A 17,243-nucleotide genomic window follows, 5' to 3' on the forward strand; every position below is an offset into this window, starting at 1 on the left:
CCAGCCAGAAGCGAGACATGCGAGACCGCACCGCGTGTCGCGGTCCCCGGCTGGTCCTCAGGGGTGTGTCGAGCACCGCGAGACACCCCTGAGGACCAGCCGGAAACCCGCAGCCGCGCCGCGGTCCGGGGTGGGCCGCGACCTCGCGCGAGACCAGCACGGGACTCGGCTCGTAGCCTGCGGACGGGCGCTCCGCATCCGTACCGGAAAAGATCTTCAGCGGAGCGCGGGCGCCGGAGCCGGAAGCGCGCAGGTCTCCGCGAGGCGGGCGATCAGGACCGCGGAGTCGATGTCCGCGAGCAGCGGCCGCAGGTGGGACGTGTCCAGCGGCGGGACCTCGACGTGCGAGATCAGCGGGTGGAACGGGCGGTGGTCGACCTCGCCCGCACCGAACAGCGTCTCGGCCAGCTTCTCGCCCGGGCGCAGGCCGATGTACTCCACCGCGACCGGCGCCGGCGCCAGTTGCGCCATCTGCGCCGCCACCTCGGCGATCCGCACCGGTGAGCCCATCTCCAGGACCAGGGCCTCGCCGTCCTGGCCGATCGCCGCCGCCTGGATCACCAGGTGGACCGCCTCCTGCAGGGTCATGAAGTACCGGGTCACGTCGGGGTGGGTCACGGTGAGCGGGCCGCCGTCGGCGATCTGCGCGCTGAACTTGGTGAACACCGACCCGCGGCTGCCCAGCACGTTGCCGAACCGGACGCTGAGGAACGTGCCCTGGCGGCGGCGGGCGGTCCACGCGGTGAGCCGCTCGGTGATCCGCTTCGAGTAGCCGAGCACGCTCGACGGGTCCGCGGCCTTGTCGGTGGAGATGTTGACGAAGCGTTCCACCGCCTGGGCCGCGTCCAGGACGTTGAGGGTGCCCAGGACGTTGGTCTTCACCGCCTCGGCCGGGTAGCGCTGCAGCAGGGCCAGGTGTTTGAGCGCGGCCGCGTGGAAGACCACCTGTGGCCGGCGGTCCCGGAAGATCTCCCGGATCCGGGCGGCGTCCCGCAGGTCGGCGAGGATCACCGCCGGGTCCTCCAGCCGGGCCTGCGGGTCGATCGAGAGCTGCACCGCCTGCAGCGACGTCTCGTCCCGGTCCAGCATCATCAGCTCGGCCGGGCCGAAGTGGTGGATCTGCCGGCACAGCTCCGAGCCGATCGACCCGCCCGCACCGGTGACCAGGACCCGTTTGCCGGTCAGGTAGCCGCCGATCGCGGTCAGGTCGGTGTCGATCTGGTGCCGGCCGAGCAGGTCGGTGACCTGCACCTCGCGGACGTCGCCGACCTCGACCGGGTGGTCCATCAGCTCGGTGACCGACGGGACCACCTTGAACTGGGCGCCGGCCGCCAGGGTCCGGTCCCGGATGTCGCGGACCAGCGCCGCGTCGGCGTTGGCGACCGCGAAGATCAGCAGTCCGGCGCCGGTGTCGGCGAGGGCGCGCGCGATGTCGTCGCGGGCGCCGCGGACCGGGACGTTGAAGATCCGCAGGTGGCGCTTGCCGGGGTCGTCGTCGATCAGGCCGGCCGGCAGGTAGCGGCCCTTCGGGTCCTGCAGCATCGAGTCGAGCAGCTTGACCGCCGCCGCGCCGGCCCCGAAGAGGATCACCGGAGCCGTGCTGCGGGCGTCCGGGCGCTGGCTGCGGGCCTGCTGGGTCCGCCGGGCGTAGCGGACGGCGAGCATCATGACCAGCGCGACGGTGCCGCCGAGCGCCGGCAGCCCGGCCGGGAGCGGATGCTGGGAGAGCAGCAGCACGATCGCGGTCAGCACGAACGCCACCAGGGCCGTGCTGGTGGCGACCGCGCGGACCTCGTCGAACCCGGCGAACCGGTAGCGGCCGCGGTACAGGCCCCTGGTGTGCCCGATCGCGGCCTGCAGCACCACGGCCACGGCGATCGCGACCAGGGCGCCGGCCAGGCTGCGCCGGGTCGGTGCGAAGTCGTAGCGGGCCAGCACCGCGGCGAGCAGGCCGGCCGCCCAGGCGGTGGCGTCCACGAGCAGCGGGAGCAGGCGGCGGTGGCGCAGCACCCAGGACCGTGCGCCCATCATGCCCGGGAGCATAACAGCGAAAATGCCCCTTAAAGTGGACTTTTTCCATACCGGAGGATTACTCGCCATACCGCTCATATCGTGACTACGTGGGCATGCGCGATTACCTCCGTGTCGCCCGGCGACATTGGTGGCTGCTGCTGGCCTCGGTCGCCCTCGCGCTGGGCGTCGCCCTGATCGTGAACCTGAACATGACCCCGGTCTACGCGGCCCGGGTCACCTTCTTCTTCTCCACCCCGTCGGCCGGCGCCACCGACCTGCTGCCCGCCAGCATGTTCAACACCAGCCGGCTGCAGACCTACGCCAAGCTGCTGACCAGCGACGAGGTCGCCACCCCGCTGGCCGGTACGCCCGGCATCGACCTGAGCGTGAAGGACGTCCGGGAAGCGATCGGCGCGGAGACCATCGCGGACACCGTGATGATGGAGGTGAGCGTGCAGGACCCGGACCGCAACCGGGCGCTGCTGCTGCTCGCCCGGCTCATCCAGCGGTTCGAGTCCGCGGTCGAGACCCTGGAGCGCCCCGCGCCGACCGAACCGTCGCTGGTGAAGGTCACCGTGGTCAACGGCCCGGCCCTGGACGAGGACCCGGTCGCCCCGAACGCGCTGAACAACTTCGCCCTGGCCACCGTCGCCGGGCTGGTCGTCGGCGCGATCGGCTCGGTCGGCCGGGAGGTCGCCGACCACACGGTACGCACCGCGGAGGCGTTGCAGCTGCTCACGTCGGCCCCGGTGCTGGCCCGGGTGCCGCTGGACCCGGGCAACCCGTTCGTGTCGGCGAGCAACTCGGCGCGCACCGAGGCGCTGCGCGAGGTACGCACCCAGGTGCAGTGCGCCGCCGCCGCCAACTCGGTCAAGACCCTCGCGGTGACCAGCGCGGTCCCCGGCGAGGGCCGCTCGGCCACCGCGTGCGGGCTGGCCCTGCTCTTCGCCGAGGCCGGGCAGCGCGTCCTGGTCGTCGACGCCGAGCTGCGGCACCCCCGGCTGGCCGCGTTCCTGGGGCGGGAGGACTCGGCCGGGCTGAGCACGGTGCTGGACGGCACCGCGGCGCTGGAGCAGGTGCTGCAGCCGTGGGGCGCCGGGCTGTGGCTGCTGGCGAGCGGGCGTACCCCGCCGAACCCGAGTGAGCTGCTCAGCTCGCCGCGGATGACGGAACTGGTCGACGACGTACGGAAAAGGTTCGATGTTGTGATCTTCGATTGCCCACCGCTGCTGCCGGTGACCGACGCGGCCGTCGTCGCCGCCCGTGCCGACGGCACACTGCTCGTGGTGCGGGCCCGGCGGACCACGGCGGCCCAGGTCACCGCGTCGGTCCGGGCCCTGCACGCGGTCAACGCGACACTGCTCGGCTGCGTGCTCAACATGGTGACCCGCACCGGCCCGGACGCGATACCCACCTACGACGGCTATCCGGCCGGGCCGAAACCACCGCGGCGCGGCCGGGAGTGGCGGATGCAGGCGGTGCTCTCGTGAGCACGGTGCTGCACTACTACCGGGGCCGGGTGGCGCTGCACGCGACGCTGCGGGCGCTGCACGTGCCGCCGGGCGACGAGGTGATCGTGCCGGGGTACACCTGCCCGGCCGTCGTCGAGCCCCTGCTGCGGCTCGGGATCCGGCCGGTCTTCGCCGACATCGACCGCGCCACGCTGGTCGCGAGCCCGGCGTCGATCCGGGAACGGATCACCGGCCGGACCCGGGCGGTGATCGTCCAGCACACGTTCGGTTATCCCGCGCCGGTCCGGGAGATCACCGAGCTGCCGGTGATCGAGGACTGTGCGCACATCGGGCCCGGCTCGATCGACGTGGGTTACGGCGGGGTGGCGGCGATCTACTCGTACGAGCAGGGCAAACCCGCCGTCGCCGGACCGGGTGGCGCCGCCGTGGTGCACGACCCCGCGCTGGCCGCCGAGATGCACACCCGCTACGCCCGGTACTCGGCCCCGCCGCTGCGCCCGGAGCTGACCGCGTCCGCCGAGTACCTCGCGTACCGGCTCACCGACGAGCTCGGGCTGCGCTGGCGGTGCCGTCCGCAGCCGTCCGACGCCGAGTACGGGTGGCGGATGAGCCGTGGCGTGCGGGAGCGGCTGTCCCGGCGGATCACCGCGGCGCGGCGTGACATCGGGGTGCGGCGCAAGGTGCTCACCGCGTACGAGAGAGGTCTTGATCGGCTCGCGGTCTCGCACCACCCGCGGCCCGGACCGGAAGCGATCCCGCTCTGCCTGCCGGTGCGGGTCTTCGGCAAGGCCACCGTCCTGCGCGAGGCGGCCGACGCCGGCGTCGAGCTGGGTGACCGGTTCCGCACACCGCCCGGCTATCTCGCGGGCTCCTGTCCGAACGCCGAGTGGGCGCTCGGGCACCTGGTCACCCTGCCGGTCCGGAGCAGTGTCTCGCCGGCCGACGTGCACAAGACGATGCAGCTGTTCGACCGGTTGAAGGCGAAGGGCCATGTCTGAGGCGTATGCCGGTCGGTGAGCGTCTCGGTTTCCGGACACTGCTGCGGATCGTCCCCGCCGCCGTGCGGCGCGACTATGCCTCGACGCTGCTCGTCCAGTGGTTCGTGCTGGGCACCGGCCTGTTCCTGTTCCACCTGGTCGCGGCGCGCGGCAGCGTCGACGGCTTCGCGTATTACCAGATCGCCCGGGGCACGGTGACCACGTTCCAGCCGGCCCTGCTGCTCGGGCTCGGCCTGGGCCTGCAGCGTTACCTGCCACGCACCGAGCACACCACCCGGCGCCTGGCCCGGCACGCGCTGAGCACCGAGGCCCTGGTGGTGGTCGGTGTCGGCCTGGCCGGGGCGGGCGCCGGGAACTGGATCGCCGGGCTGCTCGGGCTGCACGGCGGCCGGCCCGCGGTGGCCGCCATCCTGATCATGCTGGGCGGCAACTGCCTGACCACCGTCGCGCTCGCCGCACTGCGCGGCAACCAGCAGATCGTCGACGCGAACCTGACCTTCGGGCTGGGCCTCGGGCTGATGCCCCTCGTGGCGTTCGTCGCCGCGGAGCGGATCGAGGACTTCCTGATCATCCAGGGCCTCGGCGCCGCGGTGGTCGGCCTGTGGGGCACCCTCGTCGTCCGGCACCGCCCCAGGACGTTCTTCAAACACCCCGAACCCACGATCAAAACCCTGATTTCGTACGGTCTGAAGCGCATGCCCGGCGAACTCGCGCTGCCCGCGCTCTACACGTTCCCGACCTTCGCCGTGGCCGTGACGATGCCGGGCGACCCGGTGGCGGGCTTCGTCGGGTTCACCACCTCGGCGGTCACCCTGATCTGCTCGCTGTTCGCCATGCTCACCCCGGTCCTGATGCCCCGGCTCAGCCGCCTGTTCCACCGGGCCGGCGAGGACGCGGGCGTCCGTCAGCTGCTCACCGCGCTGCCGCTCGCCGCCGGGCTGCTCGCCGCGGTGCCGACCACGGTGATCTTCGTGTTCGCGCCGGCGCTGGTGCACGGGTTCCTCGGCGACGAGTTCTCCCCGGCGATCCCGGTGCTGCGCCTCGGCGTGCTCGCGGCGATCCCGATGGCGATGTTCTACGCCGCCCGGCCGACCATGGAGACGCTGCTCGAGGCGAAGTTCCTCAGCCGCCTGCTGCTCGCCTGCCTGGCCCTCGAGGTCGTGATGACCTGCATCGGCACGGTGTTCTTCGCGCCGCAGCACGCCGCGGTGCTGGGGCTGGCCGCGGCCGCCACCGCGCTCGGCATCGACGCCGTCTGGCTGGCCGGGTACGCCCTGCGCCTCCCCCGCCCATGAATGCTCCCGTCCTTGGTGACAAAGACGCTGCCCGGCCGGGCCTGGTGGTCCTGCTCGCCTTCGTGGTCGCGCTGGCCGGGCGGTTCACCCTGGTCCGGGTCGGCGTGGACGTCCCGGTCGTCAACGACGTCCGGGTACCGCTCTTCCTGGTCCTGCTGCTGAGCCTGGCCCTGGAGGCGCACCACGCCGGCCACCGTCCGGGCGAGGGCAGCGGTGCCCTGCTCGGCATCCTGGCCCTGCTCGGCTACCAGGGGCTCTCCGTGCTCTGGGTGCCGCCCGGCACCGAGACCGGCCCGATGGTCGGCGACCTGTGCGCGATCGCCGGGCTGCTCGTCGTCTACTTCACCCTGGCCGCCTGGGACCGCGACCGGGTCACCGAGGTCACCCTGAAGCTCTTCCACGTCGCGGCCTGGGCCTACTTCCTGTTCGCCGCGTCCGGCCGGGGCCACGACGCGAGCGGCCGATGGGCGGCGTTCGGCGGCGGCCCGAACGTCTTCGTCCGCATCATGATCATCGGCGGGATCACCTCGCTCTACCTCTACCTGCGCAGCGGCGAACGGCTGATCTGGCTGGTGCCGATCCCGGCGTTCCTGTTCGGCGCGATCGCCTCCGGCTCCCGGGGTGGCATCGTCGCGCTCGCCGTCACCGTCGCGGTCGCGTTACTGGCGATCCGGCCCAAGCTCGACTTCGACCGGATGGCCAAGCCGTTCGCCCTGATCGCCCTGGTCGGCACGGTCCTGGTGATCACCGCCGGCCCGACGATCGCCGGCTACGTCCAGTCGCGCTTCGTCGACGCGACCATCGGCCAGGGGTACGCGTCACAGCGCGACGTGCTGTTCCGGATGGCTCTGCAGATCTTCCTGCAGCGGCCGATCCTCGGCGCCGGGCTGAACGGCTTCCACACGGTCAGCGCCCTCGGCTTCGGCGAAAGGTACGTGCACAACCTGCCGCTGTCGATCGCCGCCGAGGGCGGGTTCGCCGGGCTGGTGCTGCTGGTCGCGGCGTGGGTGGGGCTGTGGCGGGCGTACCAGAGCCAGCCGCTGGCCGAGCGCAGCCTGGAAGCCCGGACGGCCGCCTACTGCGGCATCTTCATCGGGGCCACCTGCCTGTTCTCCGGCGACTACTACGACGCCCGGCTGATGTGGATCCTGCTGCTGCTGGCCGCGGTGCGCCCGGCTCGTGCCCGGCTCGTACCGGCCACCTCGGTCAGCACCCTCACGAAGTCCTGAAACAGCAGGTCCCGGTCGAAGCGGTCCCGGGCCAGGGCACGCGCCGCGGTCCGGGCGGCCGGCCCCGCCGCCGGGTCGCGGACGAACGCGGACACCGCGGCGGCCGCTCCCGCCGGGTCGTCCGGCGGCAGCACCAGTCCGGCGCCGCTCTCGGCGACCAGGTCGGCGATCCAGCCACCGTTGTTCACCACGACCGGCCGCCCGGCGGCGAACGCGTCGAAGACCTTGTTCGGCGAGTTGTTGCCCAGCTCGGGCAGGTTGACGAAGACCGACGCGGCCAGGTCGCAGGCGCCGAAGAACGCCACCACCTCGGCCTTGCTGACCGGCCCGAGCAGGAACAGGTTCCGGTCCAGCACGCCCAGCTCCACGGCCAGACCGCGCAGGTCGTCCCGCATCCGGCCGTCCCCCAGGATCACCACCCGCACGTCCGGGTCCGTCCCGGCGAGATGTCCGGCCATCCGTACGAGGTAGTCGACGCCGTTGGCCATCCCCAGCGTGCCGGCGTAGAGGACCAGCGGCCGGTCGCCCAGCCACGGCGTGGCCCGGCGCAACGCCTCGCCCGCGCCGTCCGCGCCGGCGAACAGCTCCCGATCCGAACTGTTCGGCACCACCGTGACCGGCACGTCGGCGAACCGGCGCCGGATGCTCGCGGCCATGCCCGGCGACAGCGCGATCACGTGCGCCGCCCGGTGGTAGGCCCACGCCTCCAGCCGGAACGCGGCCCACCGGCTGACCGGCGACCGCAGCGCGCCCACCGCGATCGGCAGCTCCGGCCACACGTCCCGGACCTCCAGCACCATCGGCACCCGCCGGCGCAGCGCCGCGTACGCGCCCGGGATCGCCACGGTCAGCGGCGTGCTGGTGGCCAGGACCAGGTCGTGCCGCAGGCGGCCGGCCACCACGGCGGCGCGGGCGACGAAGCCGAGGAACGCGCGGATCCGGCGGGGGTAGGACATCGCGTTGTCGTACGGCACCGGCAGCCAGTGCACGACGATGCCGGCCTCGGTGCTGACCCGGGGCCGGGCGCCGTCGGGCTCACCGGTGATCACGTGCACCTCGTGGCCGCGCTCGACCAGCCGCCGGGCGAACTCGTAGGACCGCGTCCCGCCGGACATCGCCGGGGTCTTGAAGTACTGGTGGATGTAGGTGATGCGCACGTGGTCTCCCTCTGCTTCAGGCTGCGGGGACGCCTTTGACGGTGCGGCCGGCGGTCACGTCGCGGACGACGCAGGCGTTGGCGCCCACCCTCGATCCGGCGCCGACGGAGCGGCCCTGGAGCACCGAGGCGTTCGTGCCGATCAGCACGTCGCGGCCGATGGTGCAGCTACCGGAGACCGCCGCCGACGGGTTCACCTGGACGCAGTCGGCCAGCACCGAGTCGTGGCCGACGGTGGCGTTCTGATTGATGTGCACGTGCCGGCCCAGGGTCACGTTCGTGGTGATCCGTGCGCCGGCGAAGACCACGACGCCCTCGCCCAGCTCGTTGGCCAGCCCGACCGTCGCCGCCGGGTGCACGAGCCGCGCCGCCGGCCGGCCGAGCGGGTCCAGCTCGGCGGCGACCCTGGCCCGGACCCGCGGGTCCCCGATCCCGATCACGAAGTGCGTGTCGAGCTGGGCCAGCAGCGCGTTCGGGCCCAGCCAGGCGGTGCCGAGCCGGTCGAGGCACCGGAGGTTGGCGTCGCTGGGCGAGTCGTCGAGGAATCCGGTCACCTTCCAGGGCACGTCACCGGCCTCGTTGATCGCCGCGACGATGCCGAAGATCTCCCGCCCGTGCCCCCCGCACCCCACGATCACGATGGCGTCAGGCACGGTCCGCCTCCCGCTGCGGCTTCGTGCCGGTGAACTGCGGCATCGTCGGGTCGCCCGGGGCGGTGATGCCGGTGCGGCGCAGCAGGACCAGAGCGGTCTGCGCGCAGATCCGCAGGTACAGGCCGAACGAGCGGTGATCGACATACCAGACGTCGATCGCCAGCCGGTCCTCCCAGCTCAGCGCGTTGCGGCCGCGGACCTGCGCGAGCCCGGTGACCCCGGGCCGCACCAGATGCCGGCGCGCCTGCTCCGGCGTGTAGAGCTCGAGGTAGTGCATCAGCAACGGCCGCGGCCCCACCAGGCTCATCTCGCCGCGCAGCACGTTCCACATCGTCGGCAGCTCGTCCAGGCTGGTCGCGCGCAGCGCCTTGCCCAGCCCGGTCAGCCGGTCGGCGTCGGTGACCAGCCCGCGCTCCTCGTCCACGTCCCGCATCGTGCGGAACTTGACCAGCGTGAACGGCAGCCCGTGCAACCCCGGCCGCGCCTGCCGGAACAGCACCGGCCGCCCGAGCCTCGCCGCGACCACGGCGGCGACCCCGGCCAGCACCGGCGACAGCACGACCAGCACGCCTCCCGCGACGACAACATCGATCGCACGCTGCACACCGTCGACGACGCGGGTCCCGCGGCCGGCGCGGCCCGCGGCTCGGGCCCGGTCGCTCGTGGCACGAGTCCCGCGGCCGGCGCGGCCCGCAGCTCCGATATCGCCGCTCGTAGCTCGGCCGCCCATGGCGCGGATCGCGAATCTCACCGGTGGCCGTCCAGGAACTCGATGACAGCGTCGAGGACCCGCCTGACCTGGTCCTCGACGAGCGCCGAGCCGCTCGGCAGCAGCAGCCCGTCGCGGAACAGCCGTTCCGCGGCCCCGGTCAGCGCGGCCCGCGCCCCGGCGTAGAGCGGCTGCAGGTGCATCGGTTTGAAGATCGGCCGGGTTTCCACGTTCCGCGCCGCCAGAAACGCGGCCAGCTCACCGGCCCGCCACCCGGCCCGGTCCGGATCGACGACGATGCTGGTGAGCCAGCGGTTCGCCGCCGGATCGTGGTCGCCCAGCAGGCTGACGCCTGCCACATCCGCAAAGACTTTCGCGTACGCGTCGTGCACCGCCCGCCGCCGCTCGATCATGTCGTCCAGGCGGCACAACTGAGCCCGGCCCAGCGCGGCCAGCAGGTTGCTCAGCCGATAGTTGTACCCGATCTCGGCGTGCTCGTAGTGCGCCGCGGGCAGCCGGGCCTGACCGGCCAGGTGCCGCGCCCGGGCGGCCAGCACCGGATCGGCGGTGAGCACCATGCCACCACCCGACGTCGTCATGATCTTGTTGCCGTTGAACGACAGCGCCGCCACCCGGCCGAACGAGCCCGCCGCCCGTCCGTGGTAGCGGGACCCGAGCGACTCGGCGGCGTCCTCGACGACCGGGATGTCGTACCCGTCGCACACCGGCAGGATCCGTTCGTAGTCGGCGCAGCACCCGAACAGGTCGACGGCCAGCACCGCGCGCACCGACGCACCCTCCGCGCGCAACTCGGCGAGCAGGCCGGCCAGCACCTCGGGGTCCAGGTTGCCGGTGCCGGCGTCGCAGTCCACGAAGACCGGCCGCGCGCCGGTGTAGACGACCGCGTTGGCGGTGGCCACGAACGTCAGGGTCGGCACCACGACGACATCGCCCGGGCCCGCGCCGACACCGAGCAGGGCCAGGTGCAGCGCGGCGGTGCCGGAATTGACGGCGACGGCGTGCGGCACACCGACCCGGCCGGCGACCTCCCGCTCGAACTCCTCGAGGTCCGGTCCGACCGGGGCGATCCAGCCGGAGCGGAGCGCCGCCATCACGTACTCCTGCTCCAGCAACCCGACATCGGGTGCCGACAGCAGCACAGCCTGACTATTTTCGATCATTCCCCCACCACCCGGCGAGTCGGCGTGACGGGGGGGGCGACAGCTCGACGTCCTTTTCCCTGATCATGCTAATCCGCGCCGCTGCCCGATACCGGAGATCCGCGCGGAAGCCGAATGCCCCTCACCTTCGAGCCGGGCCGCGTGAGGATCATCCGTGATCCACCCTGCCGCGGACGACGAGGTCACCTGCCGGATCGTCCTCGACGGGGCGATGGTCGCCGAGGTCACCCGCCCTCGGGTCGCGTTCACGGCAGAGAAAAGCCGCCCACCTCCGGAAACCTCCCCGACCCGCCCCTACCCGGCCCGGCCTCGGCGTCACCTCGGACCCGACGCCGCCCGCCGGGTGGAGCCTGCGGTCAGTTACCCGCCCAGGACGGCGTGAAGCCGATCAGCAGCGCCACCGCGGCACCGACGAGGGCCAGCGCGAGCCCGGCCAGCATGCCGATCCCGGCCGCCTTGAACCGCGGATTGTTCACCAGGAAAGCGCCGAGCGACGCGGTGATCGGCGAGATGCAGCACCCACCGGTCCCGTAGAAATACGTCCACTGCTGCGGATTATCGGTCTCCCCGCTCCACAACCAGTTCGCGGCGAGCAGCCCGAGACCGACGTGCAACGCGAGTACGAGACAGGCGACCAGCACCGCCATTGATCCCTTAGCCACACGGGAACGTTAGCCGCACCCACCCCACCCGACACACGCCCGGGGTCGCTCTTTCCCGCCAACTACCTACCATATCCCCGCAAAATGCCATCAATTTCGGAAGATCGGCCCGGCGGCCGAGATCACCTCTCACCCACCGCAATCGCCCTATCCACCCACAGTTCCACCCGTCACGGCACCTTCTGCGCCCCGACCTCCGCCACACCCCGCCCCACCGACCCGGCACGACCCGCCACCCCGGCGGATCCGCCGATCAACCGCCGGACCACCCCGCCCAGCCGGCGCCCCAGCGCCCCGGCGTGCCGCTGCCCCACCATCGCGAGCACGGTCACGAGACCCGCACCGAGCCAGGCCACCCCGAACCCGGCCAGCGGACGATCCGCGAACGCCACCCCGCCCAGATACCCGAGCAGCGCACTCTGCGCCGCCCACACCACCGCACCCACCCCGGTGAAAGCCACGAACCGCCGCCCGGGATACCCCACGGCCCCCGCCGTGAACGCCGCCGCCGACCGCACCCCCGGCACAAAACGTCCGAAAATGATCAGCGCCCCACCGTGCCGCCGCATCACCGCCAGCACCCAGTCGTGGATCACCGCACCCCGGCGCCCGCGCCGCAACCGGTGCCGGACCGCGGCGCCGCTGCGACGCCCCACGAGGTAGGCGAGCCCGTCCCCGCACACCACCCCGGCGGCCGCCGCGACCATCACCCAGATCAGCAACGGATGCCCGGCCTCAGCCACCCCGACACCGACCGCCACGATGATCGTCTCGCTCGGGATGAACGGCAGCACCACATCGACCATCGCCGCCGCCAGCACCACCACCAGCACCCAGCGGCCGCTCGTCAGCAGCTCCACATACTGCGACATCGGCACCTCCCCCGCCGTGCCGAGATTCGCAGCCGCGAGCAGCCCCGGAGTGACATCCACACATACGCCAGACATCACCCACACAACACCCGCCCCAGCCACCCACCCGCAGTCGCCGGACAGCACCACCGCCGGCCCCCGCCACCCGCACGGCAACACCGAGCAACCCACAACGGCCCCAGGCCCAGCCAAACTCGCCCAGCTGGCCCAGCCGGCCATGCTCGCCCAGCTGGCCCAGACGGCCGTGCTCGCCCAGCTGGCCCAGACGGCCGTGCTCGCCCAGACGGCCCAGACGGCCGTTATGGGTCCGCCATAACGGCCCCCAGACCCAGCCGAGCGAACCCGGCTGGCCACCACCGCCCTTATCGACCCCTCATAACGGCCCTCAGCACCAGCCGGGCCGCCCGAGCCAGCCGCCACAGCCACCACTGGTCCGCCTCGACAGCACCCGAGCCCAGCCAACCAAATCCAGCTGGCCACCACTGCCCTTATCGGCCCGCCATAACGGCCCTCAGCACCAGCCGGGCCGGCCAGCGAGCACCCACGGTGGCTCACGGCCGCCTTGACCACACCCGGGGAGCAGTCACCGCGGCCGCCGACGGCGACCGGCGGGTCGAGCGAGCGCCCTCAGACCAGCACCCGGCGGCGGCTCAGTGACACCGCCACCATCGCGACCACCGCCAGCAGGCCCGCCACCGGGGCGAAGACGAAGCCGTACCGAATGGACTCTCCCACCAGCGGCCCGGTGATCGCCGCGCCTGCCGCGCTGCCCACCGTGAACGCCGTGATGATCCAGGCGAACGCCTCCACCGCCGTACCCGGTGGGGTCAGCTCGTCGGCGGCCAGGAACACCGCGGTCAGCACCGGAGGCAGGGACATCCCGGCGATCGCAAGCAGCACTCCCATCAGGACCGGCCCGGGCACCGCGAGCAGCGGCACGAACCCGGCCGCGAGCGCCGCGGTGACCAGCGGCAGGCGGGCCGGGCCACCGGGACGCGCCCGCATGTAGAGCAGGCCGCCGGCCAGCGCGCCGGTCGCCTGGGCGGCGAGGAGCCAGCCGCTCAGCGAGCGGTCGCCGGCCGCTTCCGCATAACCGGTGACCACGACCGGCAGGCTGCCGATGGCCGCGCCGGCGCCGAGGACACCGAGCAGGATCACCGCGAACTGCGGCACTCGCAGCGGACCGGCCCAGTGGCGGTGCGCCGAGACGCCGCGCCAGGTGCGGACGAGCGGGGTCGAGACGAACAGCGCCACCCCGGCGAGCTGCAGCAGCGCGGCCACGATCAGACCCGCGGGCGGGCCGGCGACGGCCACCGCGAGCAGGGTGACCAGCGGGCCTGTCACGTAGATGACCTCTTGAACCGCGATGTCCAGCGAGTAGGCCGCGGCCACCCGGTCCGCACTGACCAGTTCCGGCCAGAGGGCGCGCAGGCAGGCTTCCAGCGGCGGCGTGCCGAGCCCGGCCAGCACCGCGCCGGTCATCGTGGCCGGCAGCCCGTTCTCACCCGCCGCGACCAGCAGGAACCCGGCGGCGGAGAGCAGCGCGGAGCCCCAGAGCACCGGGGGTTGCCGCCAGCGGTCGACGATCCGGGCGAGCAGCGGCGCGCTGACCGCCATCCCCGCGGTGTAGGCGCCGACCACCAGGCCGGCCATCGCGAGGCTGTGCGCCTCGCGGGCGAAGAGCAGCAGAGCGAGGGGGGCTGAGGCCATGGGCAGGCGTCCGGTTTGACTCGCGATCAAGAGCCTTGCGACGTACGGGGTGCGGAGCACCGCGGTGAGTGCGGACATGCGCGCTTCTCGTTTCCAGGAGCGAAGAACGGGCCGGGGACGCGGGCGGTTCCGGACACGGCGGCGCGCTGCGACAGCGGGGCAGTGGCGGAGACCGGCTGAGCGGACAGCTCAGGGCGCGAAGTCGGCCCGATCGTGGTCGAGCCCGTAGAGCGGCAGATCCGGCGTGACCCAACCCGCGTACGCAGCGGCGATGGCGTCGAGAGGGGTCACGGCGTGCACCCTACCCGAGTCGGCTGTTGACACTCCGGCACCCGATTCAAGGTCTTCCCGTAGCCGGGTGTCCCCCGTGACCCGTTCGAGAAGGTCGCCGGCGCCGCGGTCGTGCACCGCCTGACCGGGATCGCGCCCGCCGTCTCGCTGCACATCCCGTGGGAGCGGGTCGACGACTGGACCAGGCTGCGCGAATTCGCCCAGGAGCAGGGCGTCGCCCTCGGCGCGATCAACGCGAACGTCTTCCAGGACGAGGACTACGGACTCGGCCCGGTCACCCACCCCGACCCGCGGGCGCGCCGCAAGGCCACCACTGATGACCAGCCGCAGGGCGAAACCTCAGAGGCGGCGGATGACCGAGACGACCTTGCCGAGGACGACGGCGTCGTCGCCGGGGATCACCGGATAGTTCGGGTTCTGCGGGACCAGCTCGACGTGGCCGTCGCGCCGCTGGAACGTCTTGACCGTGGCCTCACCGTCGATCATGGCGGCGACGATCTCCCCGTTCTCCGCGACCGGCTGCCGGCGGACCACCACGACGTCGCCGTCGCAGATCGCCGCGTCGATCATCGAGTCGCCCTTGACGTTCAGCGCGAACAGCTCGCCGTGCCCGACCATCCCGGCCGAGACGACGAGGTGATCGGTCACGTGCTCCTCGGCCAGGATCGGCGCACCGGCCGCGATGTCACCGAGCACCGGGATCGTCACCGCCGGATGGCTCACGGCCGCGACCGGCGCGGCACTGTCCCGTACGTTCACGGCCCGCGACCCGTGTGGCTCGCGCCGCAGCAGACCGTGGCGTTCCAGCACCTTGAGGTGGTGCGCCACCGACGACGGCGAGACCAGCCCGACGGCCGCGCCGATCTCCCGCACCGTCGGCGGGAAGCCCCGCTCGCGCACCGAGTCGCGGATCGCCGCGAGAATGCGCTCCTGCTTGGCCGAGATCCGCGGCCGATCCTCGCCCTCACCGACATCGACGCTCATGTCGGCACCTTACCCCACGATTAGATCAGATGTACGAATCGTGACCGGATCCGCACGTTCGGGGGACCCCGTGGATCAGCGGACGAAGAGCAGGAACAGACCCGCCCAGGTGCACCCGATCATGAACAGCACCAGCGGCAGCTCGTCGGCGAGCGTGACCAGCAGCGGCCGGGCCGGGCGGACACCGGTCACGGCGGCGCCGGCCGGTACGACGGGCCGGGCGGCGGTCAGCGCCGCGTCGTGGGCGACGATCACGCCGAGCACGTGTCCCAGCAGGATCAGGGCGACCTGCGCACCGGCGATCACCGACGGGATCGGGACCACGTCCCAGGTGGCGTCCGGCGCAAGCCCCCACTGCCGGATCAACAGCAGGAACCCGCGCGGCGCCTCGACGATCAGCAGCGACAGGTAGTGGGCGAGCGTGTAGCCGACCGCGATCGGGATCAGCGAGGCGGTCACGTCCAGGCCACCGGCGGTCCTGCGTACGGCGGCGAACACCCCGGCGCAGACCACCACGAGCGCGGCCGTCGCGTAGAGCGCGCCATGCCCGGCCCGCTGGGTGAACCCGGCCCACGCGGGCGAGCCGGACGCGCTGTCGAACACCGTCGAGCCCCACCAGACCGCCACGAACGCGGCCGCACCGGCCCCGGCCGTCGACGACCCGGCCGCGGCGAGCCCGCTGAGCGGGGTACGCCACCACACGGGGCTGAGCCGGCCGGCGAGCTCGGAGTACACCTCGAAGCAGTCCCCGCGGGCGAACCACTCCTCACCGCGCAGCGCGGCCATCCCGAGCTGCACGATCGCGTACCCGAGCAGGGCACCCCCGATCACCGCCGGGGTGGTCCGGTGCGGCGCGACCAGCTCGAACCAGACGAAGGCCAGCAGCCACAGCGCGGCCGGCCACCCGCCTCGCCCGGTGCCCGGCCGCACCCCGGCACGCGGCAGCCGCAGCAGCCGGAACAGCGTGCGCAGCGGGTTGACCGCCCGCCACACCGGCCCGAACAGCACGCTGACCGGCACCAGCCCGACCCACAGCCAGACGAACAGCGCGTGCGCCGCCGGGTTTTCCGCGCCCTGCGGCCCGGCCAGCGCGTTCCCGACCAGATAGACGGAGAGCAGAAGCACCACACCGCGCACGACAGGCAACCACATGGGGGTACGCAGTGAGCGCGGGGTCGCGCCGCCCAGCCGTGGTTTGGTCCACCACAGCGCCGCGATCAGGAAGGACAGCACCACGGTGGCCGCGCCGGCCTGCAACACCAGGTCGAGCGGCAGCGGCAGATCCGACGAGCTCCCTACCCCGTGGGCGAGGGGGCTCACTTCACTTCGAGCTGCAGCAGCAGCGTGTCGGGGTGCGCCTCGACGTCGAAGAGGCCGGCCCGGGACGCGACGAAGACGATGCACGTGGGCTGGCCGGGCGTGACCGGGTATTCCAGGTCGTAGCCGTGCACGTGGATGTCGGCGGCGGCATCCACCGAGACGCCGAGCCGGACCTGGCTGCCGAGCGGCACACTGACCCGCTGCGGCGCGGGCTCGGCCTTGCCGGCGCGGAGCGCGGCGTTCGCCACCACCTGCTCCGGTGACGCGGACCCGCAGGCGGCCGGGGTGGCGGCCTGCGCGGCCGGTGCCGCCGTGCACCCGGGCAGCAGGGCGAGCGCGGCCAGCAGGAACGGCACGATCCGCAGCGACCGGCGACCGGTGCCGGCCGGCTCCACCGGCGTGGCCTCGGAGACCGGGGTGCCGGCCAGCGGCATCGGCATCGACGGCGGGCCAGCGGGCGCGCGCCGGCGGGTCAGTGCCAGCACGCCGAGCTGCGCGAAGATCGCGATCGAGGCGGACGACACCACCAGCACGAACGCCGCGAACAGCGCGGTGCCGGAGACCAGGCTCTCCGCGGTCATCAGGGTCTTGACGCCGAGCAATGCCGGCCCGGCCAGCAACACCGACGACACCAGCAACACCAGACCGGTCAGCACCCTCATGCCCACTCCCTCGCGACCGCACGCGGCGGGTCGTAA

General features: G+C 72.8%; 15 protein-coding genes. 4 read left to right on the forward strand and 11 right to left on the reverse strand.

Features of this window, described 5'->3' with window-relative positions; all coding sequences use genetic code 11:
* Positions 1 to 216: 216 nt before the first annotated feature.
* Entirely contained in the window at positions 217 to 2,031 is a 1,815-nt protein-coding gene (locus Apa02nite_RS00790; RefSeq protein WP_239164022.1) for a nucleoside-diphosphate sugar epimerase/dehydratase, read from the reverse strand.
* Positions 2,032 to 2,126: 95 nt separating this feature from the next.
* Here Apa02nite_RS00790 and Apa02nite_RS00795 point away from each other — a divergent pair, with 95 nt between their 5' ends.
* The 4 genes from Apa02nite_RS00795 to Apa02nite_RS00810 are packed head-to-tail and all read left to right on the forward strand — an operon-like array spanning position 2,127 to position 7,007.
* On the forward strand, positions 2,127 to 3,503 hold the full coding sequence (locus Apa02nite_RS00795) for a tyrosine-protein kinase domain-containing protein (RefSeq protein ID WP_232343857.1): 1,377 nt from the start codon (positions 2,127 to 2,129) through the stop codon (positions 3,501 to 3,503).
* The gene (locus tag Apa02nite_RS00800; RefSeq protein WP_203823357.1) at positions 3,500 to 4,483 is read left to right on the forward strand and encodes a DegT/DnrJ/EryC1/StrS family aminotransferase; all 984 of its coding nucleotides are present in this window, start codon (positions 3,500 to 3,502) and stop codon (positions 4,481 to 4,483) included. Before Apa02nite_RS00795 ends, Apa02nite_RS00800 begins: the two co-directional genes overlap by 4 nt.
* A gap of 5 nt (positions 4,484 to 4,488) precedes the next feature.
* Positions 4,489 to 5,778 (forward strand): lipopolysaccharide biosynthesis protein, encoded by a 1,290-nt coding sequence (locus Apa02nite_RS00805; RefSeq protein WP_203823358.1) that lies wholly within the window; start codon positions 4,489 to 4,491, stop codon positions 5,776 to 5,778.
* A complete protein-coding gene (locus Apa02nite_RS00810; RefSeq protein WP_203823359.1) occupies positions 5,775 to 7,007 on the forward strand; it encodes an O-antigen ligase family protein in 1,233 nt (410 codons plus the stop codon). Before Apa02nite_RS00805 ends, Apa02nite_RS00810 begins: the two co-directional genes overlap by 4 nt.
* Here the strand turns inward: Apa02nite_RS00810 and Apa02nite_RS00815 are convergent.
* From Apa02nite_RS00815 to Apa02nite_RS00860, 10 genes are all read right to left on the reverse strand, one after another.
* Complete coding sequence (locus tag Apa02nite_RS00815) at positions 6,902 to 8,164, reverse strand: glycosyltransferase family 4 protein (protein WP_239164023.1); 1,263 nt, start codon at positions 8,162 to 8,164, stop codon at positions 6,902 to 6,904. The genes Apa02nite_RS00810 and Apa02nite_RS00815 overlap by 106 nt on opposite strands.
* A 16-nt stretch (positions 8,165 to 8,180) precedes the next feature.
* A complete protein-coding gene (locus tag Apa02nite_RS00820) occupies positions 8,181 to 8,816 on the reverse strand; it encodes an acetyltransferase (protein WP_239164024.1) in 636 nt (211 codons plus the stop codon).
* Positions 8,809 to 9,420 carry a sugar transferase gene (locus Apa02nite_RS00825; RefSeq protein ID WP_239164025.1) on the reverse strand — a complete coding sequence of 204 codons (612 nt, stop codon included), beginning with the start codon at positions 9,418 to 9,420 and terminating at the stop codon, positions 8,809 to 8,811. The genes Apa02nite_RS00820 and Apa02nite_RS00825 overlap by 8 nt, the downstream gene beginning before the upstream one ends.
* Before the next feature lie 143 nt (positions 9,421 to 9,563).
* Positions 9,564 to 10,706 carry a DegT/DnrJ/EryC1/StrS family aminotransferase gene (locus Apa02nite_RS00830; RefSeq protein ID WP_203823361.1) on the reverse strand — a complete coding sequence of 381 codons (1,143 nt, stop codon included), beginning with the start codon at positions 10,704 to 10,706 and terminating at the stop codon, positions 9,564 to 9,566.
* A 356-nt stretch (positions 10,707 to 11,062) separates the two neighbouring features.
* Entirely contained in the window at positions 11,063 to 11,368 is a 306-nt protein-coding gene (locus Apa02nite_RS00835; RefSeq protein WP_157441104.1) for a hypothetical protein, read from the reverse strand.
* 170 nt (positions 11,369 to 11,538) lie between these two features.
* Positions 11,539 to 12,240, reverse strand: coding sequence for a DedA family protein (locus tag Apa02nite_RS00840; protein WP_203823362.1), 702 nt, complete (start codon positions 12,238 to 12,240; stop codon positions 11,539 to 11,541).
* Between the two features lie 627 nt (positions 12,241 to 12,867).
* Positions 12,868 to 13,950, reverse strand: coding sequence for an MFS transporter (locus Apa02nite_RS00845; RefSeq protein WP_239164026.1), 1,083 nt, complete (start codon positions 13,948 to 13,950; stop codon positions 12,868 to 12,870).
* Between the two features lie 630 nt (positions 13,951 to 14,580).
* Entirely contained in the window at positions 14,581 to 15,225 is a 645-nt protein-coding gene (gene lexA / locus Apa02nite_RS00850; protein WP_067686063.1) for a transcriptional repressor LexA, read from the reverse strand.
* Positions 15,226 to 15,300: 75 nt separating this feature from the next.
* On the reverse strand, positions 15,301 to 16,545 hold the full coding sequence (locus Apa02nite_RS00855) for a hypothetical protein (RefSeq protein ID WP_203823364.1): 1,245 nt from the start codon (positions 16,543 to 16,545) through the stop codon (positions 15,301 to 15,303).
* Complete coding sequence (locus Apa02nite_RS00860) at positions 16,542 to 17,207, reverse strand: hypothetical protein (protein ID WP_203823365.1); 666 nt, start codon at positions 17,205 to 17,207, stop codon at positions 16,542 to 16,544. The genes Apa02nite_RS00855 and Apa02nite_RS00860 overlap by 4 nt, the downstream gene beginning before the upstream one ends.
* Between the last annotated feature and the right edge of the window lie 36 nt (positions 17,208 to 17,243).

Origin of the sequence: Actinoplanes palleronii (assembly GCF_016862315.1) — a bacterium.
Classification (GTDB): Bacteria; Actinomycetota; Actinomycetes; order Mycobacteriales; family Micromonosporaceae; genus Actinoplanes; species Actinoplanes palleronii.